The 23301-nt window shown below is 69.2% G+C and carries 17 protein-coding genes, 1 tRNA gene and 5 pseudogenes; 12 read left to right on the forward strand and 11 right to left on the reverse strand.

The genetic code is table 11. From position 1 onward, the window contains the following. Positions 1–177 precede the first annotated feature (177 nt). Positions 178–1632: a lipase maturation factor family protein gene (locus tag HC362_RS03130; protein ID WP_243082236.1), complete on the forward strand. Its 1455-nt coding sequence runs from the start codon at positions 178–180 to the stop codon at positions 1630–1632. Positions 1633–1818: 186 nt separating this feature from the next. On the opposite strand, the gene HC362_RS03135 is transcribed toward HC362_RS03130, so the two are convergent. Continuing rightward, a complete protein-coding gene (locus tag HC362_RS03135) occupies positions 1819–3216 on the reverse strand; it encodes an NAD(P)/FAD-dependent oxidoreductase (RefSeq protein WP_243082237.1) in 1398 nt (465 codons plus the stop codon). Positions 3217–3430: 214 nt separating this feature from the next. On the opposite strand from HC362_RS03135, the gene HC362_RS03140 reads away from it, so the two are divergent. Beyond that, a tRNA-Pro gene (locus tag HC362_RS03140) sits at positions 3431–3504 on the forward strand. Between the two features lie 1087 nt (positions 3505–4591). Here HC362_RS03140 and HC362_RS03145 read toward each other — a convergent pair. Next, positions 4592–4786 (reverse strand): annotated as a pseudogene (locus HC362_RS03145) (IS701 family transposase); the annotation flags it as partial. Positions 4787–4955: 169 nt separating this feature from the next. Here HC362_RS03145 and HC362_RS03150 point away from each other — a divergent pair. The 3 genes and pseudogenes from HC362_RS03150 to HC362_RS03160 all read left to right on the forward strand — a co-directional run. Continuing rightward, a pseudogene (locus HC362_RS03150) lies at positions 4956–5240 on the forward strand (helix-turn-helix domain-containing protein); the annotation flags it as partial. A 542-nt stretch (positions 5241–5782) separates the two neighbouring features. Next, positions 5783–5956 carry a hypothetical protein gene (locus HC362_RS03155; protein WP_243088942.1) on the forward strand — a complete coding sequence of 58 codons (174 nt, stop codon included), beginning with the start codon at positions 5783–5785 and terminating at the stop codon, positions 5954–5956. Positions 5957–5976: 20 nt separating this feature from the next. After that, positions 5977–6306, forward strand: coding sequence for a DUF6338 family protein (locus tag HC362_RS03160; protein WP_243082238.1), 330 nt, complete (start codon positions 5977–5979; stop codon positions 6304–6306). On the opposite strand, the gene HC362_RS03165 is transcribed toward HC362_RS03160, so the two are convergent. Then, entirely contained in the window at positions 6297–7292 is a 996-nt protein-coding gene (locus HC362_RS03165; protein WP_243082239.1) for a YafY family protein, read from the reverse strand. The genes HC362_RS03160 and HC362_RS03165 overlap by 10 nt on opposite strands. A gap of 63 nt (positions 7293–7355) precedes the next feature. Here HC362_RS03165 and HC362_RS03170 point away from each other — a divergent pair, with 63 nt between their 5' ends. Then, a complete protein-coding gene (locus HC362_RS03170; RefSeq protein WP_243082240.1) occupies positions 7356–8606 on the forward strand; it encodes an epoxide hydrolase family protein in 1251 nt (416 codons plus the stop codon). Between the two features lie 19 nt (positions 8607–8625). Here HC362_RS03170 and HC362_RS03175 read toward each other — a convergent pair whose 3' ends face one another. Next, positions 8626–8820: a hypothetical protein gene (locus HC362_RS03175; RefSeq protein WP_243082241.1), complete on the reverse strand. Its 195-nt coding sequence runs from the start codon at positions 8818–8820 to the stop codon at positions 8626–8628. Between the two features lie 38 nt (positions 8821–8858). On the opposite strand from HC362_RS03175, the gene HC362_RS03180 reads away from it, so the two are divergent. Further along, positions 8859–9086 (forward strand): hypothetical protein, encoded by a 228-nt coding sequence (locus HC362_RS03180; protein ID WP_243082242.1) that lies wholly within the window; start codon positions 8859–8861, stop codon positions 9084–9086. Positions 9087–9651: 565 nt separating this feature from the next. Here the strand turns inward: HC362_RS03180 and HC362_RS03185 are convergent. From HC362_RS03185 to HC362_RS03205, 5 genes and pseudogenes are all read right to left on the reverse strand, one after another. Further along, positions 9652–10234, reverse strand: a pseudogene (locus HC362_RS03185) (transposase family protein). A 212-nt stretch (positions 10235–10446) separates the two neighbouring features. Next, the gene (locus HC362_RS03190) at positions 10447–11148 is read right to left on the reverse strand and encodes a hypothetical protein (RefSeq protein ID WP_243082243.1); all 702 of its coding nucleotides are present in this window, start codon (positions 11146–11148) and stop codon (positions 10447–10449) included. 1393 nt (positions 11149–12541) lie between these two features. Then, complete coding sequence (locus HC362_RS03195; RefSeq protein ID WP_243082244.1) at positions 12542–13321, reverse strand: FAD:protein FMN transferase; 780 nt, start codon at positions 13319–13321, stop codon at positions 12542–12544. Next, positions 13314–13748, reverse strand: coding sequence for an FMN-binding protein (locus HC362_RS03200; protein ID WP_243082245.1), 435 nt, complete (start codon positions 13746–13748; stop codon positions 13314–13316). The genes HC362_RS03195 and HC362_RS03200 overlap by 8 nt, the downstream gene beginning before the upstream one ends. A gap of 84 nt (positions 13749–13832) precedes the next feature. Next, positions 13833–15146, reverse strand: coding sequence for a ferric reductase-like transmembrane domain-containing protein (locus HC362_RS03205; RefSeq protein WP_243088333.1), 1314 nt, complete (start codon positions 15144–15146; stop codon positions 13833–13835). A gap of 228 nt (positions 15147–15374) precedes the next feature. Between HC362_RS03205 and HC362_RS03210 the strand changes: the two genes are divergently transcribed. Together HC362_RS03210 and HC362_RS03215 are read left to right on the forward strand one after the other, a co-directional pair. Beyond that, the gene (locus HC362_RS03210; protein ID WP_279240065.1) at positions 15375–16169 is read left to right on the forward strand and encodes a response regulator transcription factor; all 795 of its coding nucleotides are present in this window, start codon (positions 15375–15377) and stop codon (positions 16167–16169) included. Next, positions 16166–17614: a HAMP domain-containing sensor histidine kinase gene (locus HC362_RS03215; protein ID WP_243082246.1), complete on the forward strand. Its 1449-nt coding sequence runs from the start codon at positions 16166–16168 to the stop codon at positions 17612–17614. Before HC362_RS03210 ends, HC362_RS03215 begins: the two co-directional genes overlap by 4 nt. Positions 17615–17667: 53 nt before the next feature. Here HC362_RS03215 and HC362_RS03220 read toward each other — a convergent pair. After that, positions 17668–17826: pseudogene (locus HC362_RS03220) on the reverse strand (helix-turn-helix domain-containing protein); the annotation flags it as partial. A gap of 1089 nt (positions 17827–18915) precedes the next feature. Here HC362_RS03220 and HC362_RS03225 point away from each other — a divergent pair. The 3 genes and pseudogenes from HC362_RS03225 to HC362_RS03235 form a co-directional block, all read left to right on the forward strand. Further along, positions 18916–19079: pseudogene (locus tag HC362_RS03225) on the forward strand (IS1380 family transposase); the annotation flags it as partial. 364 nt (positions 19080–19443) lie between these two features. Next, positions 19444–20421: a LysR substrate-binding domain-containing protein gene (locus tag HC362_RS03230; RefSeq protein WP_243082247.1), complete on the forward strand. Its 978-nt coding sequence runs from the start codon at positions 19444–19446 to the stop codon at positions 20419–20421. Between the two features lie 807 nt (positions 20422–21228). Then, positions 21229–21741, forward strand: coding sequence for a beta/gamma crystallin family protein (locus HC362_RS03235; RefSeq protein ID WP_243082248.1), 513 nt, complete (start codon positions 21229–21231; stop codon positions 21739–21741). 209 nt (positions 21742–21950) lie between these two features. Here the strand turns inward: HC362_RS03235 and HC362_RS03240 are convergent, their stop codons facing one another. Next, complete coding sequence (locus HC362_RS03240; RefSeq protein WP_243082249.1) at positions 21951–22724, reverse strand: hypothetical protein; 774 nt, start codon at positions 22722–22724, stop codon at positions 21951–21953. Positions 22725–23301: the final 577 nt, after the last annotated feature.

A 23301-nucleotide genomic window follows, 5' to 3' on the forward strand; every position in this document is an offset into this window, starting at 1 on the left:
CTGCGTGCGGCTTTCTCCCACCCACCCGTCGCGGCACGGGACCGAGAGCGAGGGAAGCCCGGAAGCCCGAGCGCCCGGAAGCCCGGTGCCCGGCGCCCGCACCGGAAGCGCGCGCCCATCGCGAGCGCGGAAGCGTGGGCTCGCCGGGAGCGTGAGGGAGGGGCGCGGGTGGTACTCATGGCCGCCATGGAGTGGTTCACGCCGTGGTTCTCGGCGCCCGGGTACGAGCTGAGCCGACTGGTGCTCCAGCGCGCCCTGGCCGTTGTCTACCTGGTCGCCTTCTTCTCGGCCGCGATGCAGTTCCGTGCGCTGCTCGGCGAACGGGGGCTGGTTCCTGCCACCGCCTTTGTGAGAAGGGTGCCGTTCCGGGCCTCCCCCAGCCTCTTCCACTGGCGGTGTGACGACCGTTTCACCGGCGCCTGCGCCTGGGCTGGTGTCGTCCTGGCCGCCGCCGTGGTGGCGGGAGCCGCGGACGCTGTGCCTCTGTGGGCGTCGATGGTGATGTGGGCACTGCTGTGGTTGCTCTACCTCTCGTTCGTCAACGTCGGGCAGATCTTCTACAGCTTCGGTTGGGAGTCGCTGCTCCTGGAGGCCGGCTTCCTCGGCATCTTTCTGGGCAACGCGGAGACCGACCCGCCTGTGCTGACGCTGTGGCTGATGCGCTGGCTGGTCTTCCGGCTGGAGTTCGGCGCGGGGCTGATCAAGTGGCGCGGTGACGAGTGCTGGCGCAAGCTGACGTGCCTCTACTACCACCATGAGACCCAGCCGATGCCCGGGCCGCTGAGCTGGTTCTTCCACCACCTCCCCAAGCGGATGCACCGGGTGGAGGTGGCCGCGAACCATGTGGCACAGCTGATCGTCCCCTTCGGCCTGTTCTGTCCGCAGCCGGTGGCCACGATCGCGGCAGCGTTGATCATCATCACCCAGCTCTGGCTCGTCATGTCGGGCAACTTCTCCTGGCTGAACTGGCTGACGATCGTTCTCGCCTTCGCCGCCGTCGACACCTCGCCGCTCACCGGCACGCCTGCCTCCGGTACGGCTCCGCTGTGGTTCGCCGTCGTGGTGTGCCTGGTGACGGCTCTGATCGTCGTGCTCAGCTACTGGCCGGCACGCAATCTGCTCAGCCGGACCCAGCAGATGAACCGGTCCTTCAACGCCCTCCACCTGGTGAACACTTATGGGGCGTTCGGCAGCGTGACCCGCGTCCGGCAGGAGATCGTGATCGAGGGCACCGACGAGCAGGAGATCACGCCGGAGACGGTGTGGCGCGAGTACGAGTTCAAGGGAAAGCCGGGCGATGTGCGCCGGCTGCCCCGCCAGTTCGCGCCCTACCACCTGCGGCTCGACTGGCAGATGTGGTTCGCCGCGCTCTCCCCCGCCTACACCCGCGGCTGGTTCGAGCCGTTCCTCTCCAAGCTGCTGGAGAACGACCCCGTCACCCTGCGGCTGCTGCACACCAACCCGTTCCCCCAGCAGCCTCCTGCGCATATCCGGGCACTGCTGTACCGCTACCGCTTCACCACGTGGGAGGAGCGGCGGGAGACCGGCGCCTGGTGGCATCGCACACTTGTGCGCGAGTTCGTCCCGCCGGTCGCTCTCTCGGGACAGCACGGGGGCCGAGGGCCTCGTTGACTGGGGACACGGACCGGGTTGACCGGGGGCACGGCCCGGCTCGGCCCTCCTCGCGCCCGGCCTCCCCACTTCCGCCCACGACCACCGGGCCCGCTCACGCTGGGTGGCGACCCCGTACTCTCGGTGTGGGAAAGTTCCGTGGGTGAGGAGGCACAGCCGGCCACGCACGGCCGGAACGGCGCCGCCTCAGGGCGTCGGCACCCGTGCCACCTCGGGCGACGACGACTCCAGCGGCACGGACCAGGACCTCACCAGCCCCAGCTGAGCCGCCTGCCGCGGCAGTACCGCGTCCAGCGCCCAGTCGGCCAGCACCCTGACCCGGTTCCCGGGCATCGCTGCCAGGTGGTACGCCCTGGTCACCAGGTTCGCGAGCGGTCCCGACAGCGGCACCCGCAAGGGGTTCGCCGCGGCCTTCACCCCGCCGAGATCGACCATGAAGCCCAGGTCGTGATGCTTGTAGGGGCGCGAAGCTCCCTTGCCGAACGAGGCCGCGAGGTTACGCCCCGCGATCTTCCCCTGTCGTACGGCGTGCTGCGCCGTCATCGGGGTGATCTCCCCGGGGCGGGTCAGATCGGGCACCGCGGCCGCGTCACCGCAGGCCATGACCTCCGGCCTGCCGGGCACGCGCAGGTACTCGTCGACCACGATGCGGCCCTGTTGGGTTTCGAGCCCGAGATCCTTGACGAGAGGGTCGGGCCGTACGCCCACGCACCAGATCAGCGAACGGGTGGGCACGAACTCGCCGTTGTCCAGCAGCACGCCCTCGCTGGTCGCCTCCTTGACCGACATCCCGGTCCGTACCTCGACGCCCCGCTTGTCCAGCACCTCGTGCGCGGTTTCCGAGAGGCGTTTATCCAGCTCGGGCAGGACGCGCGGGGCGATGTCGAGGAGCATCCACCGGGTCCGCCGCTCCTTCCCGTCCCGGGCCCCCTCGGCCTCCCGGTCCCGGACTCCCGCGGCCTCGTGCCCGTCTCGCTCGCCCGGGGGCTCCTGCCTCCCGTGCTCGTGCCGGCTGTGCTGCCGGGCGAGGGATTCCGCGAACATCTGGCCGTGCGCCGCGACCTCCGTACCCGTGTATCCGGCGCCGACCACCACGAACGTACGGCGTGCGGCAGCTTCGTCCGCGTCCTCGGACGCGGCGGCCAGGGCGATCTGCCGGTTGATGTGATCACGCAGGTAGAGGGCCTCCGGCATGCCCCGGAAACCGTGCGCGTGCTCGGCCACACCAGGGATGGGCAGCAGCTTGTTCACGCTTCCGACGGTCAGCAGCAGCCGGTCGTACTCCAGCTCTCCGGAGCGCCCCTCCGGGTCCACGTACTGGAGCCCGCGCTGATCGAAGTCGATGCCGTCGACCTCCCCCAGGACGAGCCGCACGCGAGGCAGCGTCCCCGCCAGCGAAACGGACACCCGCCGCGGCTCCAGCACGCCGGAGGCGACCTCGGGCAGCAGGGGGAGATAGAGGAAGTAGTCGTTCGGATTGACCAGCACGATCTCCACCGCGCCACGGAGCGTGCGCGAGAGGGTACGCGCCGCCTGGTATCCAGCGAATCCAGCTCCGACGATCACAATGCGGGACCGGCTCACAGCCGAGACCTCCTCCCAGGAGCGAGGCCGGAACCCTCCGCGGCCCCGGCCGTCTGTCGCAGAACCGCCGGAGTTCCCGCCCACCCCGACACCAAACTCGGAGGGGCCCGCGTGGCTCCCGTACGAGAGGGGGGTGCGAGCGAGCACCCCCTGAAGTGCTGTATTGTTCTTTGTGCGCGAGCGGCGAGGGGAAAGCCCCGAGCCGAACGAGCACCGGGACGTGGCGCAGTTTGGTAGCGCACTTGACTGGGGGTCAAGGGGTCGTGGGTTCAAATCCCGCCGTCCCGACTGCGAAGATCGCAGATCGGAAGCCGTTCCAGCGTTTGCTGGAGCGGCTTCTTTCGTACGTGCGTTTGCTCCCATGGTGGGAGCCCTCTGGGAGCCCTCTGGGAGCACTCGCGCTCCCACGCTCCCAGCCGTCAGCAATGCCCGTTTTCGCCGTCCCACGATCGGGTCGGGGTTGTGCGCGGTACGCCGCTGCTGCGCGCCGTCGTCAACGGTGCGGTACCGCCACGCCCCGGCGGGTGGACGGGTATTCCCGGACGGAAGGCGCAAGAGCCCCTTGACCACACGGGAGGGCAGGGCCAACCCCTACAGGCCTTGCGTCCGACACATTCCCACCCCTCCCTCGCACGGGCGAGGGCCTTTGCCCAGGCCACCGCGACAGTGCTGGTCACCCCGTGATGCAAACCCGCGCCCCCGGGGGGGGGCGAATGACACTTCAGCATGGATGGGAGCGTGTCCGCGAGAGCGGGAGCGGCTGTGGGGCGCCGTAGAACGCTGCGGAGAGCCGTTCCAGCGGTGGCCGATGCACAGGGATGCAGTGGTAGGCCAGGCGCGGCGGCATCCACTCCCCGGGGGGCCGTGTCGCCCTTGGAGCGGTTGCGGGCGGACGAGACGGCCAGCAGCTGGGGGCGGGCCATGTCGTTGTGGAACTGCTTGCGCTTGTCTGGGGTCCAGGTGCGGGCGCCGGAGAACCAGGCGTCCTTGGGCGGGACAACGTGGTCGATGTCCCGCTTGCTGGGGCTGGTGAGCATCAGCCCGTCGTAGTCACTGAGCCACTTGCCACCATCCACAGACAATTTGAGTCCTTGTGTGGTGACAGCACGGTGGGCACTTCCCAGCCCCCGTCAGGGGGTTGGGAAGTGCCCACCGTTCAACGGTTCAGCAGTGCGATGTGCAACTCATCCTTCTGTGGCTCACATCGCGTGAGTTGTACCTGATGGGGGGCACGCACGAATTGCTGAGCTACAGGCGTCCTCCATCTGCGATGTGGTCAGGGTTGGCGATGTAGTTCTCGAGGTCACTGATCATCTGGCGTGCGAACTCGTTGGGCGGCAGGTTTCGGATCGCCTGAGTAGCGTCAAGGAGCTCCCAGCAGGTGCTGCAACCCGACGGGAGTGCGGTGACCGGCGTGTTCGGCCAGCTGCCAACTGTTCTTGCGGCTCACCGGTCCGAGCAGGCCGTGCACGTAGGCCCGCATCCGCCGCCGCAGATCCACTCGCCCGAACCGGTGACCGATCCGCACCAGCAGCTCTTCCAGTTCCGCCGACCAGACATCGGGCCGCACATCATCTTGCACGACAAACACAGCGGGCCGCCGCACCCGAAGTCACGAGCTCCCGCTACCTGACACGGCATCAGCCAAGTACACTCACGAACACTTCCCTGACCAGCACAAATAGCGAAGTGCCACTGGAGTACTAGGTGCGCTGGTGCTGTCGGACACCGAGCGGCTGGTGTTGCAGGGGTGGGCGTCGCGGCGCTCGACAGCGCAGGGCCTGGCTCTGCGAGCTCGGATCGTTCTGGCCTGTGCCGAAGGCGGCAGCAACATCGCTGTCGGCGGGAGGCTGGGCATCGACCGCAAGACGGTAGGCCGCTGGCAGTCCCGATTCCTGGACGAGCGGCTGGACGGTTTGGCCGACGAGCCGCGCCCAGGGGTTCCGCGCACCATCACCGAGGCCCAGGTGGAGGAGGTGGTGGTGCGCACGCTCGAAGAGGTCCCCGAAGGCGCGACGCACTGGTCGAAGCGTGAGCTGGCCAAGCGAGTGGGGATCTCACTCACGAGCGTGCTGCGGATCTGGCGTGCGGCATCTCGGCGCTGGCCTACTACGAAAACAATCTCCATCCCGACCCCGCCCGGGGTCAGGAGATCCGCACCCACCTCAAGAACGCGATCGATGCGGCCGAACTCCTCGACGTGCTTTACGTTGGCACCTTCATCGGCCGGGACTGGACGGGTTCGAGCCCACTGTCACCATCGAGTACAACTCGCAGGCGGGCGACGGGATCTTCGGGCTCGGCTTTGCGCTCGACCTGCCGTCAGTGGCGCGGTGCACCGACGTAGCGGTGCCGCGTTACGACGGCACCGCTACCTTCGAGGACGCGAAGCTCATCGCTCTGCCGGGGCCAGTCACCGAGCGAGTGCTCGGCGACGCCGTGCACACGGTTTCGTCCTACGCGCGTCGCGGTACCAAATAAGAGGCGGTTTCTCCTTCGTGCCACGGGAACCGGCGAATTGCGTCAGCATGGCGAATACTTGGACTGGCGGGGGACGGGGGGTGTCATGCGCGACTTTGCCGACAGTACGCACGAAGATCCGGAAGATCCGGAGGACGTCGACGACGGCCACGACTTCCGCGGACACGCGATCGTCGACGAGGAGGCCGAGATCCCGGCCTCAGAGTCGCCGCCCCGACCCGTACCTGACCCCGAGCCTCCCTCGCCACTCGGCGAATGATTCCCGGAAGGCATTGAACCGTGCCTGCAAACGTGGTCGGTCTGGCTCTCTTCGTCGCTTTCCTCTTTCCCGGGTATGTGTATGAAAGACGGCGTCGCAGGGATATCCCTGACCGGCAGCGCACTCCTTTCCAGGAAACGCTGTCCGTGGTGTTCGTCGGGGCTCTGGCTGATTCGGCCCTACTACTGCCCACGGTGTTGCTCGCCGTTTTCGCACCGCCCTGGGCACCGGACGTGCCCGCGCTGGTCGCCCGTCCGGGACAGTACTTCACGGACCATCCGCTGCACTGCATGGCGCTGTTTCTTTGGATCGTCGGGGGTGGCTGCGTGCTCGCGTTCGCTCAACCTTGACGTTTCCGCAGGTCAAAGCTTTCTCTATGGGTGTCCCGGACGGCGTTGCGGCAACGGTCGGCCTGGGCTCGCAATGCCTCGGCGAGTGCGGGCGGACCGTCGTCGAGGGTGAAGTCCGTATGCACGGAGGTGAGCATCCAGAGCAGGTCGGGGACCGTGTCCGCGCCGACATACAGCAGGCAGCTACGCTCGTCAACGGCTTCCACGACGCCCATGCCCGGCCAGACCCGGTCTGCGACGGCCTCGGCGGACTCGTGCAGGGTGACGGTCGCCTGGTAGGTCCAGGTCCGGGCGGAAAGCTGGTGGGCGAGGTAGGTCGCGGGGTCGCGGTGCGGCAGCGGCCTGGGCACGAAGCGGGGGCCGGTCGGGGTGCGCGGAGTCAGGCGGTCGACACGGAAGGTCCGCCAGTCCGCACGGCCCAGGTCCCAGGCGATCAGATACCAGTGGCGACCGAAGTTGACCATGCTGTGCGGCTCGGCGTCACGGCGGGTCTCGTCACCGTGGGCGCTGGTGTAGTCGAAGCGCAGTCGTTCCTGGCGGCGACAGGCCTCCGCGAGGGTGAGCAGGGTGTCGGGACCGACCCGTGGACCGACAGCTCCCACGTGGACGGTCGCCGTCTGCAGGACGTTGACGCGGTGGCGCAGTCGGGCAGGCAGTACCTGTTCGAGTTTGGCCAGGGCGCGCAGGGAGGACTCCTCGATGCCGGTGACCGAGCTGCCTGCCGTGGTACGCAGCCCCACCGCCACGGCCACCGCCTCCTCGTCGTCCAGCAGCAGCGGCGGCAGTGCCGCCCCTGCGGCGAGCCGGTATCCGGCAGCACCCTGGACGGAGTGCACCGGGTAGCCGAGCTCCCGCAGCCTCTCGATGTCGCGACGTACGGTGCGGCGGCTGACACCGAGGCGTTCGGCGAGCTCCTCACCGGACCGGTCCTGACCGGTCTGCAGCAGAGACAGCAGTTTCAACAGCCGCGCGGAGGTCTTCGCCATGTCCCCCACTCTCCCCGGGGCTTAGGACCAAACCTGACCCAACAGCACCCTACTGTCGCCGCCATGAGCACCGCACAGGAGATCGCCTCCTTCCGTATCGACATCCCGCAGGCCGACCTCGACGACCTTGCCGACCGGCTCGGCCGGACCCGCTGGCCGGATGCACCGGCCGGCGTCGGCTGGAGCCGGGGCGTACCGCCGGCCTATTTGCGGGAGCTGGCTGCGTACTGGGCCTCGGAGTACGACTGGCGGGCGCAGGAAGCCCGGATGAACGCCCACCCGCAGTTCACCACCGTCATCGAAGGGCAGCGGCTGCACTTCCTGCACGTGCGTTCGCCGCACCAGGACGCCACCCCGCTGCTTCTGCTGCACGGCTGGCCCGGCACATTCGCCGACTTCCTCGACATCGTCGGCCCGCTCACCGATCCGACAGCGCACGGCGGCGCGGAAGAGGACGCCTTCCACCTGGTGATCCCCTCCCTGCCGGGCTTCGGATTCTCCATTCCGCTGGCGGGTCCCGGCATGGGCCCGGCCCGGATGGCCGAGTTGCTGGCGCAGCTGATGGAGCGGCTCGGTTACGAGCGCTACGGCGTGCAGGGCTACGACACCGGCGCCTGGGTGGCGCCCGAGGTGGGCAAGCAGGCGCCGGAGAAGGTGACCGGCATCCATGTCAACGCCCTGATCAGTGTGCCGGTGGGGGCGGAGGGCGAGATGGACGGCCTCTCCGACGCGGACGAGCGGCGCCGGCAGCGGATGGAGAACTTCAACGACGGCTATCTGCAGTGCAACTCCAAGCGTCCGCAGACTGTCGCCTACGGCCTCACCGACTCGCCCGCCGGTCAGCTCGCCTGGATCGTGGAGAAATTCAAGGAGCTCACCGATCCGGAGGACGGACTGCCGGAGGACAGCATCGACCGGGACCGCTTCCTGACCGCGGTCTCCCTCTACTGGCTGACGGCCACGGCTGCGTCGTCGGCCCAGGTCTACTACGAGGCCATGTCGGCCCAGGACTGGACCGACGAGGCTCAGGACTGGAGCGGAGCCGCCGACGACTGGAGCGGAGCCGCCGAGGCCGACGGCGGCGCCGGCCCGGGTGCGGCCGGTCAGGACCAGGACTGGGCGGCGGCACAGCGCGGCACCGTACCCACCGGCGTGCTGGTGTCCGCACACGATGTGACCGTCCGTCCGTGGGCAGAGCGGGACCACAACATCGTGCGCTGGACCGAGCTCGAGGCAGGCGGCCACTTCCTGGCGATGGAGGCCCCGGGCCCGCTCGTCGAAGACGTACGCGCGTTCTTCCGCGCGCTGCGCTGAGTCGCCGGACTCCTCGGCGTCATGGTCTCCGGGAGCCCGCCACGCCCGCCCGCTCGGCCAGTTCCACCAGTTCCTCGGCGGCGTCGGTACGAAAAGCGGCGCGGGCTGCCGATGTCTGACGGGCGCGGGCGGGACCGGGGAGCGCCAGGTCCCGGGCGCTGCGGGCTGGTTCGCCGTTGCCGTGCGCGTGCCGGGAGAGTCCGGCCTGCGCCATCGCCCGGCGCCGGCCGCAGCGTGCCCCGGCAGCGGGCGGTGGCCGATCACGGGCAGACCCGCCGCCAGGGCCTGGTCGGCGGTCTGCCCTGCCGCGTTGTCGAGCAGCACATGGGCCCGGCCCATCAGCCCCGGCAGGTCGCTCACCCAGCCGAGGGGAAGCAGGCCGGGGTGGCGGGCCGCGCGGTGCCGCAGGCGTTCGTCGTTGCCGCACAGCAGGACCGGCACGCAGTCGTGCTCCGCAAGCTGCCGAGCCGTCTCCAGTAGCCGGGTGCCCACGCCCCAGGCGCCGGTGGACAGCAACACCGCGGGCCGCTCGGGCGACACGGGGGCGGTGTGCTGCGCCGCTGCTGCCACATGTCTGTCCAGCAGTGCTCGCCAGTGGCCGTCCGTGTCGCGGGGCTGGAAGACTGGCCAAGCTCCTGGACGACGGTCCCGCGGTAGAGAGCCTCGCCGATGCCGGCTACCGAGGTCGGGTGCCCAGACGCGCGGACAGGTGGTGACACCGCATCGCAAGTCCAAGGGGAACACCCCGGACTGGTACCAGGAGACGTACGAGCGGCAGCGCAAGGCGCATTCTTCACGACGTATTCGGCTCGAGCACGGCATCGCCCATCTTAAGGACTGGCGGGCATTCGCCCGCCAGTTCGGTCGTCGCGAGCACACGAATCAGACTGTCCAGGCCATAGCTGGGCTACTGCCCCATCAGCAGACCGGCGGACCTGACGTCGGGCTGGGAGACGTGAACCGCGAGTCCCGCCGCCGTCCTCAACGCTTCACCGCCAACCATGCACGAGCTGGACCTGCCGGGCGCAGTGAGCTGTTTCCAACCTCAGTTTGAGCTGGTCAGGTGCAGGGTGAGGACGGCCTGGACGAGGCTGGTGCTGCGGGTGGTCGAGCATCGCAGCTTGCGCAGGAGTCGCCAGGTCTTGAGGGTGGCCATAGCCTGCTCGACGAGCGCGGGGATCTTCGCATGCGAGCGACTGGCGGCCTGCTGAACGGCGGACAACGTCTCCCAGCGCCCCCGGTAGGGCACCCGTACGGCGCTGCCGACGCCCCGGTAGCCCTTGTCGGCCCAGCACTCCACCCCGCCCCTTTCGGGAGTGGCGATGATGTCGTGGGTTCGTGCGGCCTTGATGTCGGGGACAGCTCCGGGCAGCGCGGGCGAGGGTGGCCAGGAGGCCGACGGCCTCGGCGACGTACCGGTAGGCGGTGGTGGTGCCGACCCCGAACCCGGCGGCGAGCTGCGCGTATGTGTACCCGCATCGCAGGTGGGCCAGCACCAGCAACGCTTGGCGTCCGGCGGTCAGCCGTCGCCACCGTGTGCCCTGCTCGCTTCGACGCGCGGCCAGTTCACGGGCGAGGAAGCGCAAGGCCGAGGTGGACAGATCGACGCCGGCTGGGTAGACAAGCACGCGGGAGCTCCCAGCGGACAGGTGATCTTGGTCGTGAACCGTCTACCAGGAGCTTCTTCACGTCCGGACACCGCTCTCCAACCCAACTACGCACCCGTCCAGACAGGTGGAAAACGCTCACTGCTGGACGCATACGCGGGTTTCCTCCCGGTCAGATGCTGCCCGTGGAGAGCATCTGCGTCGATCCGTTCAGCAGCGCTCAAGGCCCGCATTCAGGTCCCGGGTGGCAGTAGGTCCCTGGTCAGTGCGAAAGCTGAACGAGCGGACGTGAGCAGTGCGTTGATTCGAGTGAGAATCTGATCTGTCCTGTGCGGGTCCTCCGTCTGGACCGCCTCCGTCAGGTCGTCGGCGTATTCCTGCGCCCGTACGGCTTCGTCGGAATCGGCGCTGCGTGCGTCCTGTCTCAGCGCGTCGATCAACTGCCGGTGTGAGATGTCGTGCACGTCGGCGGTGTTGTCGTGGCCTCCCTGAGCCACAGCGTGAGGGCTGCTGACGTTCGCCACTATGAAACCGCCGGAGCTGGCAGAGATGTGCACCGCTTCACTTCCTCCTGACCACATGAAGTTCTTCCGGTACTCGTCCCACCCCGTCCGAGTCGGGCCGTAGGTACCGAACTTCCATCCGCAAGCCTTGATCATCCGGTGCTTGAGTGGTTCCGCAAGAATGAGCATGGCATCGGCGCGGTTCCATCCGTGGTCCGTGAAGTAGTCCGCCATGCGGACCCCGCGCCAGTTGGGTCCCGTGGATCTACGGCAGATCTCCTGGAAGACCTGGTTCTGATATGCCGCGGCCTGCGTCAAGGTGATGGACGGTGGAGGGAGTCGCCGTACGTGGCGCTTGTCACGTATCACCACGAACAGCTCGTGCAGCACTATGCCGAGGATGGCGACCACGATCAGCAGGGTGAACAGCACCGACGCTCCGTCCCTTCTGCCCGCAAAGCCTTTCCACGGTACGCAAGTTGACGCCTCGGTGGATAGGCGTCGGTCACCACACCCGCCGACGGGGCTTTCCGGGCGGGGAGGGCGTGCTGGTGGGGCGCACCCGGAATGGAGTCGATGTTGACGTCCGAGTCGGCATCCCCGCCGGTGTCCGACCGCCGTTGGGCCTGACGGCAGTGCGGGGAATTTCCTGGTGCCGTGGCCGTGCTTGTCCAGGTGCCCCTGGTGCTGGAGAGTGTGCAGCAGGGTCGACGGCGCAGCGCCATTTCGCCGAGTGGTCGAGAAGCCGGGTGTCGCCCAGCGTACTTCGCGCTGCGGTCGGCGATCTCGCAGACGAGCGCGGTACGAGCGCCCTCGGCATCACCTGCGTGGCCGTTTCCTGCTCCCGCCCGACGGCATGCGGTGCGACGTTGTGAGGCAGGGCGGTCCGCCGCCTCGGCGGCGAATCCGTCGGCGGGCAGCCGTCCGGCCGCCTTCGGGCGGGCTCGTGGCGGTCTCCGTCACGACGAGAGGACGACGGAGTGCTGAGGGCTGGGCAGGCGCCGGCACGCCTGCCTCGGGTGAGGGCCGCGCGGTGAGCAGGCCTTTACGGTGAGGTTCTGAGCTTGTTCCGCTTTGACGGACACCGTCGGTGTGGTGGTCAGGCTGCGAGTGCGGTCTGGTATTCGGCGGGGCTGCGGTAGCTGAGGCTGCTGTGCAGTCGGTGCAAGTTGTACCAGCTTTCGATGAAGTCGAAGGTTGAGGTGCGGGCGGCGGCTCGACTGGGCAGCTGGTGGTGTCGAGCAACTCCCGTTTGACGGCGGCGAAGAACGACTCGGCGAGCGCGTTGTCCCAGCACTGTCCGGTGCGGCTGACCGGCAGGCGGACTTCGAACCCCGTTTCCAGAGTTGCGAATTGGCTGCTCGTGTAGTGACAGCCGCTCCGCGATAGCGGCGAACTCCTCCATCGCGGCTTGAAAAGCCTCAACGATCTCGGTAGCCAGTACCTCAGGTCCGACCGCGACTCGACGTCGCTGCCGTGGACGCCCCGCGCGCGCCGACACGACGCGCGATCAACTCGACGATGGTGACGACCTCACCGGCGGTGTGATGGCCATCCCGGCAGAAGGCACACGAGCGACTCTTCTGAGCAAGCGGCGCCCGCTCTGGGCTGGGAGGCGGCCGGCAACTGGGCGAGGCAGAGGCGCGATTGTCGGAATGGTCCCCGCTCTGCCGGGCCGGCTCAGAGAGAGGAAGGCGCCTCCGACGCGCCACGGACACGTACAGCCGGGACCAGCCACCAACGGGTACGCCGCCGCTCGACGAGCGGAAGCTGCTCGCCAGCCCCGTGGGAAGAACCTCGCCAGCCCCGTGGGAAGAACGTGGCCTCAGCCTCGGCGGACGAGACCGATCCCGTCCGCGGGAACCGCCAGCAGTCCGTACCCGTCGAGACCCGCGATCCACTCAGCGGCCTCGGTGCCCAGCACAACCGCTGCGGTGGCGTAGACATCGGCCCAGATCAGGCGGGGGCCCGTCACGGTGGCCGACAGCAGTCCCGTCGCAGGGGCACCGGTGCGGGGGTCGATGATGTGGTGGCCGCGTTCCGCCGTGCCGGAGGTGGCAACGGCGAGGTCCCGGCCTTCGACGGTGGTGAGCAGCCGGCCGGGGCGACAAGGGTCCGCGATGCCGACACGCCACGGTCGGCCGGGAGCGGCCTCCCCGGTGAGCTGGATGTCACCGCCACCGTTCACGTAGACATTCCGGGCGCCCGCCTCGCACAGGACCCGGGCGGCCCCTTCCACGGCCCACCCCTTGACCAGCCCCGACGGGTCGAGGCGGCCACCGGGACAGGCGGTGAAGCAGCCGCGGGTGCGCCGCTGGGCCTCTTCGCACAGGCGTAGGACCACGGCGACCTCTTCCGGCTCCCGCTCCAGGGTGGTGGCGTCACGGGCCAGGCGGCTGATGGCGCTCTCGGGCCGGTACGTCGAGAAGAGGGCGTCGATGCGGTGCAGCCGGCTCACAGCCGTCCGCAGGGCCCCTGCGAGGGCGGGGGTCGGCGGGTCACGGATGTCGAAGGAGAACACCGTGCCCATGACGTGTTCCGCGTGGCGCAGACCGGAGCGGGGGACGAATCGGGCCGGAGGCGCTGTCCGGCCGGTCTCAGCCATGGGCCTTGTCCAGTGCGCTCTGGAGGGAGCGGACATAGCCGTCGCTGGTGTACGTGGCACCGGAGACGGCGTCGATCCGGGCGCTCTGGGCCTCCAGCGCTTCCTGGGTGAGACGCGGTACCGCGTCCCTGGCGATGTCCCGGTCGCGGCCGTTCTCCGAGGGGGCCCGCAGGACCTTGACCGCGGTCAGCCGGCCGCTCTTCAGCGTGGCCTCGACCTGGACAGGCCCGTAGCGGGTGGTGATGACGGAGCCGGTGTAGGAGCCGGTGCGGCTGCCCTCCGCGCCGGAGGAAGCGCCGGGGGAGCCCGCGCCGCCCGTCGAAGGGGGCGCGCTGACGCCTGGCGAATCGCTGTGGTGCGGCTTGAAAGACAGGAGCATCACGACACCGGCAACGGTACTGAAGGCGGTGACGACGGCTCGGCGCACGGTGCTCTCCTCAAGGGCAGTGGACATGGGGCGGGGCCGCGGGCGGGGGTGGTCACGCCCAGGTGAGCCGCGACGCCCACCGGTTCAGAAGGCGAAGGCCTCGTGGTGGATGCGGCGAGGCGGGACGCCGGCCGTGCGCAGGGCACGCACGGCCGCGTCGGTCATGCCGGGCGGGCCGCACAGGTACACGTCTCGTTCCGCGATGTCCGGGACGTGCCGGGCGAGCGCCGGGCCGGTCAAGGGCACCGTATGACCGGCAGGATCGCTGACCGAGTAGTGGACGCGGGCACCGCGGCCGGCGGCGATGGCGTCGAGTTCGCCGCGCAGGGCGAGATCCTGCGGCCTGCGGGCCCAGTAGATGAGCGCGGTGTCGCCGGGCAGCGCCTCGAACAGGGTCCGCAGTGGGGTGATACCCACGCCCCCTGCCAGCAGCAGGGACTTCTCGGAGCGGGCGCGGTCGGGGGTGAGGCCGCCGTACGGTCCTTCGGCCCATACCCGGGTGCCCGGGACGAGGCGCGCGACGGCGGCGCTGTGCGCGCCGACAGCCTTGACCGTGATGCGCAGGCAGCGGACGTTGGCGGGGGCCGACAGCGAGTACGGGCTCGCGGCCCACCACAGCCCGGGCGTGAGAAAGCGCCAGCGGAAGAACTGCCCGGGGCGGGCGCGCAGCTCATCAAGGTGCTCACCCGTGAGGTACACAGAGACGATGCCGGGGGCCTCGGCACGGACCTCGGCCACCCGCAGGCGGTGCCGCCGTGCGGCGCTGACCGGCTTGATGAAGCGGTACCAGCACAGCAGCGCGGCAACCCCGCCGTACAACGCGTACCAGGCGAGCTGCGCAGGCCGGTGACCGACGAAGTCGGCGCCGTTCGCGAGCTGATGCCCGAAGGCCAGGAAAATCGCCGCGTAGGTGGCGAAGTGCAACCAGTGCCAGGTCTCATAGCTGACCCGGCGGCGGGCGGCGCGGGCCGAGAGGACGGCGGTGAGCAGGAACAGCAGGAAGCCGGCGGTGGCTTTGAGCATGTCGGGGTAGTGCAGGACCACCGTGCTGGTCTCGCTCACCACCCCCCTTCCGCCGGTCAGCGCGTACCCCCACAGGATCAGCAGGACGTGGGCGAGGACGAGAGCGATCGTGTAGCGACCGCCCGCCGCGTGCCATCGCGCCAGCCGGTCCGTCCCCACGGCGCGGTCCAGCAGCGGAACCCGCGCCATCAAGGCGAGGAGCACGGCACAGGCGTATCCCGCGAGCAGGCCGGTTATCCGGCCCGCTCCGGTCAACCAGCCGGCCGGGCCGACGACCGACGCGGTGTCGGCCCACCACATCGCGAGGACGCCGGCCGCACCGCCCCAGACGAGCCCCTGGGCGAGCAGCGGGACCGCGCGCACGCCGCTCCGCACCGGCGCGGGCCGCCGGTGCCGGGCGGGCCGCCGGACAGGATCGTCCCGAACGGAGGTCAGGTCGGTCACGGCGCCTCCTTCTTCGGTGAGCTGGGCTTCCGCGTGACCGAGCGTGGCCGTTCTTTCTCAGAGAACCCTCTGAAGCAACGGCTCCCGCCGACATTCAGAGGAAATTCTGAGGGTCGTCCGGGCGGCCCTCGCACCGGGCCGGGGGATGCTGGAGAGACCATGCACGATGTGACCTCCCTCCCCGCTTTGAACCGGCCCGACGGCAGTCCGGTGCGCGTCCTCGTCGTCGACGACGAGCCGGACCTCACCGACGTCCTCGGCACCGCCCTGCGTGCGGAGGGCTGCCAGGTCCGTACGGCCGCCGACGGCTCCTCGGCCCTGGCGGCCGCCGGCGCCTTCCACCCCGACGCGGTGGTGCTCGACTGGATGCTGCCCGACATCGACGGCCTCACGGTCCTGCGCGGGCTGAGAGAGCGCTCACCCGGCGTGTGCGTCCTGTTCCTGACCGCGCGGGACGCGGTGGAGGACCGCATCGCCGGGATCACCGCCGGCGGGGACGACTACGTCACCAAGCCGTTCAGCCTGGAGGAGGTGCTGGCGCGGCTGCGGGGGCTGCTGCGCAGGGCGGGCATGAGGCATGCGCCCGGCGACCACCGGCTCGTGTTCGCGGATCTGGTGATGGATGAGGAAGCCCGCGAGGTGACCCGAGCGGGCGGGACCGTGGAGCTGTCCCGGACGGAGTTCGAGCTGCTCCGCTACTTGATGCGCAATCCGCGCCGGGTGCTGTCGAAGGAACAGATCCTGCAACGGGTCTGGTCCTACGATTTCGGCGGCCGGGCGCACATCGTCGAGTTGTACGTCAGCTATCTGCGCAAGAAGATCGACGCCGGGAGATCCCCGCTGATCCACACCGTCCGGGGCGTGGGGTACGTCCTCAAACAGGACCTCGGACAGGACCCGGGCCAGGACCCTGGCCCGGCGGCCGGCCAGGCACCCGGTAAGGCATCACCGTGAGGACGAGGCTTCGTCTGAAGCCGCCCCGCTCGCTGCGTGCCCGGCTCACCGTCGGACTGGTGGTACTGCTCGCGGCGGCGTCCGTGGCGGTGGGCGTGACCACGGTGCTCGCCCTGGAGGGTTTCCTGGTGGACCGGCTCGACCAGCAGCTGGCCGCGGCCGGGGGCAGGTTCGCCGCCAGCTTGGAGCACGAGAGGGAGCCTGACCGCGACAACCGCCCCGACACCAGGGGGCAGTCCGTGGGCACGCTCGGTGTCCGCCTGCTGCGCGGGCGGGCGACGCAAGCCGCAGTCGTACGGGACGACGCCCCGACCGCTGTTCCGCTGACGGACGCCGACCGGCGCTCACTCGCCGACGTGCCCGTCGGCGAGAGCGGCCACACCGTCCGGCTCAGCGCCCTGGGCAGCTACCGCGTCACCGCCTTGGCCGGTGACGACGGAGATGTTCTGATCACCGGCCTCCCCCTGCACCCCGTCGAGGAGACCGTCCACCGGCTGGAAGGCGTGGAGGCCCTGGTCTTCGGAGCCGCCCTCGTGGTGACCGCGGTCGCGGGCGCCCTGTGGGTGCGCGTCTCGCTGCGCCCGCTGGACCGGGTCGCCGCCACCGCCACAGAGGTGACACGGCTGCCACTGGCCAGCGGGCAGGTCGCCATGCCCGCCCCACTGCCGACGGGCGACCCCGGCACGGAAGTGGGGCAGGTCGCCACCGCCCTCAACCACATGCTCGGCCACGTCGGTGACGCCCTGGAGCGCAGGCAGGCCGTCGAGGAGCGATTGCGGCATTTCGCCGCCGATGCCAGCCACGAACTGCGCACCCCTCTCGCCACGATCCGCGCCCACACCGAGCTGGCCCTTCGCCACGAGGCACCGCTGCCCCGCGAGGTGCGGCACGCCCTCGAACGTGCCCACTCCGAATCCCGGCGGATGAGCGGCCTCGTGGACGACCTGCTCCTCCTCGCCCGGCTCGACGCGGGCCGGCCGCTGGCCCGCGAGCGAGTGGACCTCACACGCCTCGCCCTGGACGCCGTCGACGACGCCCGCGCCGTCTCGCCGGACCACCACTGGCAGCTGGACCTGCCGCCCGAGCCGCTTTTCGTCAACGGCGACGAACACCGCCTCCATCAGGTCGTCGCCAATCTCCTCACCAACGCGCGCCGTCACACGCCGGCCGGCACACAGGTCGTCGTCGCCCTCACCCCGCACCCCGGCAGCGTGGAGCTCACGGTCACCGACAACGGCCCCGGCATCCCCGACTCCCTCCAGCCCGAGGTCTTCCTCCGCTTCACCCGCGGCGACCACAGCCGCAGCCGCGCCGCCGGGAGCACCGGCCTCGGCCTGGCCATCGTCGAAGCGGTCGTCACCGCGCACCAAGGCACCGTCGAGGTCACCACCCGTCCCGGCCACACCTGCTTCCGCGTGCGCCTCCCCACAGGCCCCCGGCTCTGACAGGCGAGCAGCCGTCGCACGGTGCGAGGGCCGCGGCGCGGGTTGCTGTGATGTCAGCGGTGGAGGTTGTTGTAGACGGTGGCGCGGGAGACGCCGAGAAGGCCGGTGAGGGTCCGCACAGCGCCCTTGAGTTCGAGGAAGCCCTGGTCCTTCAGGGTGCGGACGAGGGTGGTCCGGTCGGTGGTGGTCAGGGCGCGGGGAGTGGTGCCGCGGGCGGCGGCGAAGGGTCGCGAAGAATAACAGGGGAGGCATGAGGCGGACCGTCCGAATCAGCAGCGGCGGGACAGCACCGTAGGCACACCAGGCTGGGTACAGCGACCCCCGGGGGGGAGGAGGTAGAGGGTGCGACACCCGGACACCCTTGGGCTGGCCAGCGCCCACGGTGTTGTTCCGGGATTGGAGGAGCTTGCACAGTGCGCGGACGCGTCGGTAGATGATCGCGCAGCAGGCCGGCATGAGGAACTCTTCGCGGATGGACCCGCTACACACGGACCTCGGCCCCACATCGTCATCGGCTACTCCCCCGGCTCATCCCACCGTGCATCGCCCGTGTCGATCCGCTCCGCGGTGCGCCATCTCCTATGGCGGTGAGGCCCCCTGATCAGGAGCACTTGACATCATGGCGGGGCTCACCACGGCAGGCGACAACCGGGCAGAGCACCGTACGACCCGATACCTCTCCCTGCGAGCCACAGGTCGGAATTGACGCACGACTGGGGGTCAAGGGGTCGTGGGTTCAAATCCCGCCGTCCCGACTGCGAAGATCGCAGATCGGAAACCGTTCCAGCATTTGCTGGGACGGCTTCTTCCGTACGTGCGTCTGCTCCCATGGTGGGAGCCCTCTGGGAGCACTCGCGCTCCCACGCTCCCAGCCGTCAGCCGCGCCCGTTCCCCCGTCCCACGATCACCGGGTCGGGGTTGTGCGCGGTACGCCGCTGCTGCGCACCGTCGCCAACGGTGCGGTACCGCCACGCCCCGGCAGGTGGACGGGTATTCCCGGACGGAAGGCGCAAGAGCCCCTTGACCACACGGGAGGGCAGGGCCAACCCCTACAGGCCTTGCGTCCGACACATTCCCACCCCTCCCTCGCACGGGCGAGGGCCTTTGCCCAGGCCACCGCGACAGTGCTGGTGACCCCGTGATGCAAACCCGGGCACCCGGGGGGCGAATGACACTTGAGCATGGATGGGAGCGTGTCCGCGAGAGCGGGAGCGGCTGTGGGGCGCGGTAGAACGCTGGGAGAGCCGTTCCAGCTGGGCCGATGCACAGAGAGTCAGAGGTGCAGTGGTAGGCCAGGCGCGACCTGGAAGAAGTCCTATGGTCACCACCTTTTGACGTCCTTCGTGGACCATGGGCCCGGCGGAACTGGAGAGCCGGCAGCAACACGGCCGCAGACCACATCACCACCGCCCAACTGGCTCTGGCCCAGTTACCGAAGAAGCACCCGCGAGGGCGGCGGACGCTGCGCTGCCCATTTCCCAAGTGCCGGCAATCACCGGGGCTCCGGTGACGATCTGGCTCCGGACCAGCCGCGCGTACTCGCCGCCCCGCGCCACGGATTCCTCGTGGCGCCCGGTCTCGGCGAGCGTTCCCTCGGAGAGCACGAGGATGAGGTCCGCGTCGCGGACGGTGCTGCTCGATCACCTTGGTTGTACACCGGACACGGCGCAGCGTCTGGTGGACCTCGTCCTCAGTGATGCCGTCGACGCTCGATGTCGCCTCATCGAGGATCAGCGGGTTTGGCCGCCGCGTCAGCGCGCGAGCCAGCCCGAACCTCGATCGCCGCAGGTGAGCTGGTTCCGGAAGCGAGTCGACGCTAGGTTCTTCCCATGGCAATACGTGGCAACGGGGCCGTGCCCCCGCCCACCGGACCGTCGAGCGGGAACACGGACCCGAGCGCCCATCAGCTCCGGCTATTCATCGCCCTGGCGGAGGAACTGCACTTCGGGCGGGCCGCCGCACGGCTGTTCATGACCCAGCCGGCGTTCAGTCAACAGATCCGCTCCTTGGAGCGGCGCCTGGGGCTCCAGCTGATCGACCGTACCTCCCGTGCCGTGGAGCTGACCTCCTCGGGGCGTGCGCTGCTGCCCCGGGCGCGCGCGGTGGCGGATGCCATGGCCGAGCTGCGCCGCGCGGCCGAGGCCCGGTCGCGGCAGTGCTCCGGGCGCCTCGTGATCGGCACGCTCTCGGCCGAGCCTGCGATGCCGCACACCCACGCCATCCTCGACGAGCTGAACAAGCGGCAGCCTGGACTTACCGTCGAGATGCGCAGCCTCAACTTCGTCAACCAGTACGAGGCGTTGGCCTCCGGCGAGGTGGACACCGCCTTTCTGCGCCCACCCGCCCCGCGCGGCATTCAAGTGCTGGAACTGGCAGAGGAACCCCGTGTCGTCTGCCTTCCGGCCGAGGACCCTCTGGCCGCTGAGGACAAGCTGAGGCTGGATCAGCTCTCCGGGCACACCATGGTCACCATGCCGCCCGAGTCACCCCAGGAATGGCGCGACTACTGGGCCATGAACCCCCGCCCCGACGGATCGCCCCCGCGCTTCGGCCCGTTGGCCGTGGACGTGGAGGGTGTGCTGCACGTGGTCTCGCGCCGCCAGGCCATCGGCTTCCTCCCGGCCTCCGCCCGCACCTTCTACCCCCGCCCCGGCATCGTCTACCGCGACCTGGTGGACGCCCCCTCGTGCACGATGGCCCTCGCGTGGGCCGCCAGCAACCGGGACCGCGCCGACATCGCGCTGATCCGCGCCATCGCGGCAATGGTCGTACGGGACTCGGCCCTTCAGGAGGAGGGGCGCGGCTAGGACGTACGTGTCCGGCCGATCAGGAATTCTGAGTTCTTCCAGCCTCCTTCGACCACCGTTCGCCATGCGAAGGGGAAGGGCGTGAGGGGCGTGCGGCGATCACTTCGGGCAGCCATGTCGCTGATCAGCTCGCGGTAAAAGCCCAACGGTCGTCGTGCGGCGGGCTGGGCCCTTCGGGTTCCTCATCGGCTGGGCCAATGGTCGGCGGGCCTGAGAAGGCTGGTGGGCGTCCATGACACGGCAGCCCAACTGCGGGCGTCCGGGATGATCGGAGGCCGAAGCAGCAAGCCTCTTGGGGGCGGTGTCGATCGCGATCACCTTACCGCGATTTCCCACAGCGTCGGTTGCCGGCCCAGTGATCGCCCCACGACCGGCAGCAATGTCCAAGGCCCGAGCACCAGGCCGCAGCTCGCACCAGGCGACAAGATAGCGACCGAACGTACTGAGCGCACCGATCCGCGCTGGACCTCAACGCAAATCTGGAAGTGATCGCCGTGGAGCAAACCTCAATGAACTCCCCTTCTCACGACGGTGGATCGCGGGATGGACCGCCCGGCTCCGCTGCTCTCTCCGACGCATACGTGGGGGTCCCGGCGCTGGTGAACCACCCATAGAGAGTTCACTATCGATCCGGTCGAGATCTTATCGGCCCAGCCTTGAGTGGGCTTCGGCTCTCCTGCAAGCATCGGACTGCGGCATTGTTCCAGTGAATTCGGCGGTATTCGATGCCCCGGCTTCGCGACAACCGGTGCCGTGTGTACTCGATGAGACTTCGAATCAACCAACTGGGAGAGAAGACCATTGCGCGTGGGATCACGAATCGCTGCTGTCGGCGTCGCGGCGCTGGCGGCGGGAACACTTTCCACCGGCTCGGCCTCAGCGTGGAGCACGGCCGACGCCGCGAGCGGACCGGAGCACTGCGCCATCGTCATCAAGAAGGTCGAGCCGGGGCAGGCGGAGTCGAAGGTCGTCTCCCAGCAGTGTGCCGACAGCGCGTCGGCGCTCAACGTGAGGGCGTCCGGCGCCGCAGCCCCGCCGGCACCATTGTTCACGCTGTACGACGACAGCAACTTCGCCGGCCGCTCGTACACCATCTACGGCTACGACGGCGACTGTGACCCTGCCGGCTACAGGTACCCCACGCTGGGCTGGTCGTACAACGACTTCGCGCGGTCGATTCGGCTGCACGGTGCCTGCAACACGGCCAACGTCCACGAACACGCGAACTGGGGCGGCGCGGTGACGCGGGTCGACGACTACCGGTCCGACCTCGGCTACCTCAACGATCGCGTCAGCTCAATCGCGGTCTGGCACAGCTAGTACTCCAGTCTCGTTTCGCGATCTTGCGTCGAGCCGGGCTGGGAACGGGTACGGCTGCCGCGTGATCACCGGGGGTTGGACTCCTGAAGATCGCGCGGTGGCCGCAGGCCGTAGCGTGGCCCCTGGCCGCCTGGCCCGGTCCTGCTCGGGGTAGGCCACCACGGTCTCCACAAGCTCGTCGGCATTCTTCACGCGAAAGACAACGACCCTCACGACTCTCCGTCACCACCGATAGTGAGCACACGCTGCTCGGGGAGGGTGGCGGTCGTCGTGCGTGCCCCAGTGTGCAGCAGCCGCCTGTAGGCCCAGGTCAGCAGAGCGAGCACGGCTGCCATCAGTGTGGCGTTGGCTGCGTACTTGGCAGTAAGGGAAGTGTGTCCGCCCACCGGTTCGACCACGAACGAGAGCGCCGCGTTCACCACGAGGGCGGTGCCGCCGACCATGAGTGCGTGGGGTCGGTCCCAGTCCCGGCGGCGTGACCAGAACAGCAGCAGGCAGCCGCCCAGGGAGAGCGCCGTCAGGTCAAGAACGCTGCCCGACCAGTCGGCGGGCGCCAGTTGGTGGGTGGCCGACAGCCGCGGTGGCGCCCAGTTGTGGCGCGCTCGCATGAAGTTCCTGGTGTGCTCGTGGAAGAACACCACAACCGCCAACGCGTACAGCACGAGCAGTACCGTTGTGCCGACGCGCCCCAGCCATGGACGGTCGGCCAGTCGCGGAACACAGGACTCGACCACCACGATCGGTGCCGCGAAGCTCCAGATCATGTGGCCGACGACGAATCCCAGCAGATGGTGAGCGCTGATACCCGCGGCGGGGACGAGGGTGGGCAGACGCTCCTGGGACCAGAAAGGGTCGCTGACGAAGTGCGGGTTGAACAGGCTCTGGTCGATCAACCCCGCCTGGAACAGTCCGAAAGCTGCGCTCAGCAGAAGAATGCTCGGCCATCCCCGGCCGGTGCGGCGCGCGACCTCTCTGATGAGCACGGCCACCGTTCCATAGAGCGGCGCCAGGACGAACAACCCAGAAGCGAGCTCCCACGGGCGCCCAATGATGCTGTCGTAGCCAATGAGGTATTCGGCACAGACAGGAGACAGAACGAGGAGCGCCAGCACCGCTGCCAGTCGGCGGAACCGCGGTGGCGGCCCGGATGGGACTGGAACTCTCGGGTTTCATGCGGATCCCTTGGGTACGCAGTGCAGGAAACGATGCCGGGGCGCCGCTTCTCACTGGCGCCGACGGAATCTCCCCGACTGTAGGTACGACGTATCGGCCGGTGGATCAGCCTTTGGTCTGCCGGTGCACAACGAAAGTCCCGCACATCAACCTGCTCGCGCTCCGCTCCCGGGCCACTTCGTCCAGTTCGCGAGCTGATGCCGCCCATGCGCCGTATGTGGTTGCTCTCGGGATATTGCCTCAGCCCCGGATGGTCGCGCGGCAAGCGGGCGGTCCCTCATCTCTGAGCTCGCTTTCTCCCGGTGATTCATCGCAGATTCCGTGGTTGGTGTGGCTTTGCGGGATCGCGCCAGGAGATGGTGTTCACTCCGGTGAGGCGGCGGGCCA

The sequence above is a fragment of the Streptomyces sp. 891-h genome (assembly GCF_022760275.1).
GTDB classification, from domain to species: domain Bacteria; phylum Actinomycetota; class Actinomycetes; order Streptomycetales; family Streptomycetaceae; genus Streptomyces; species Streptomyces spirodelae.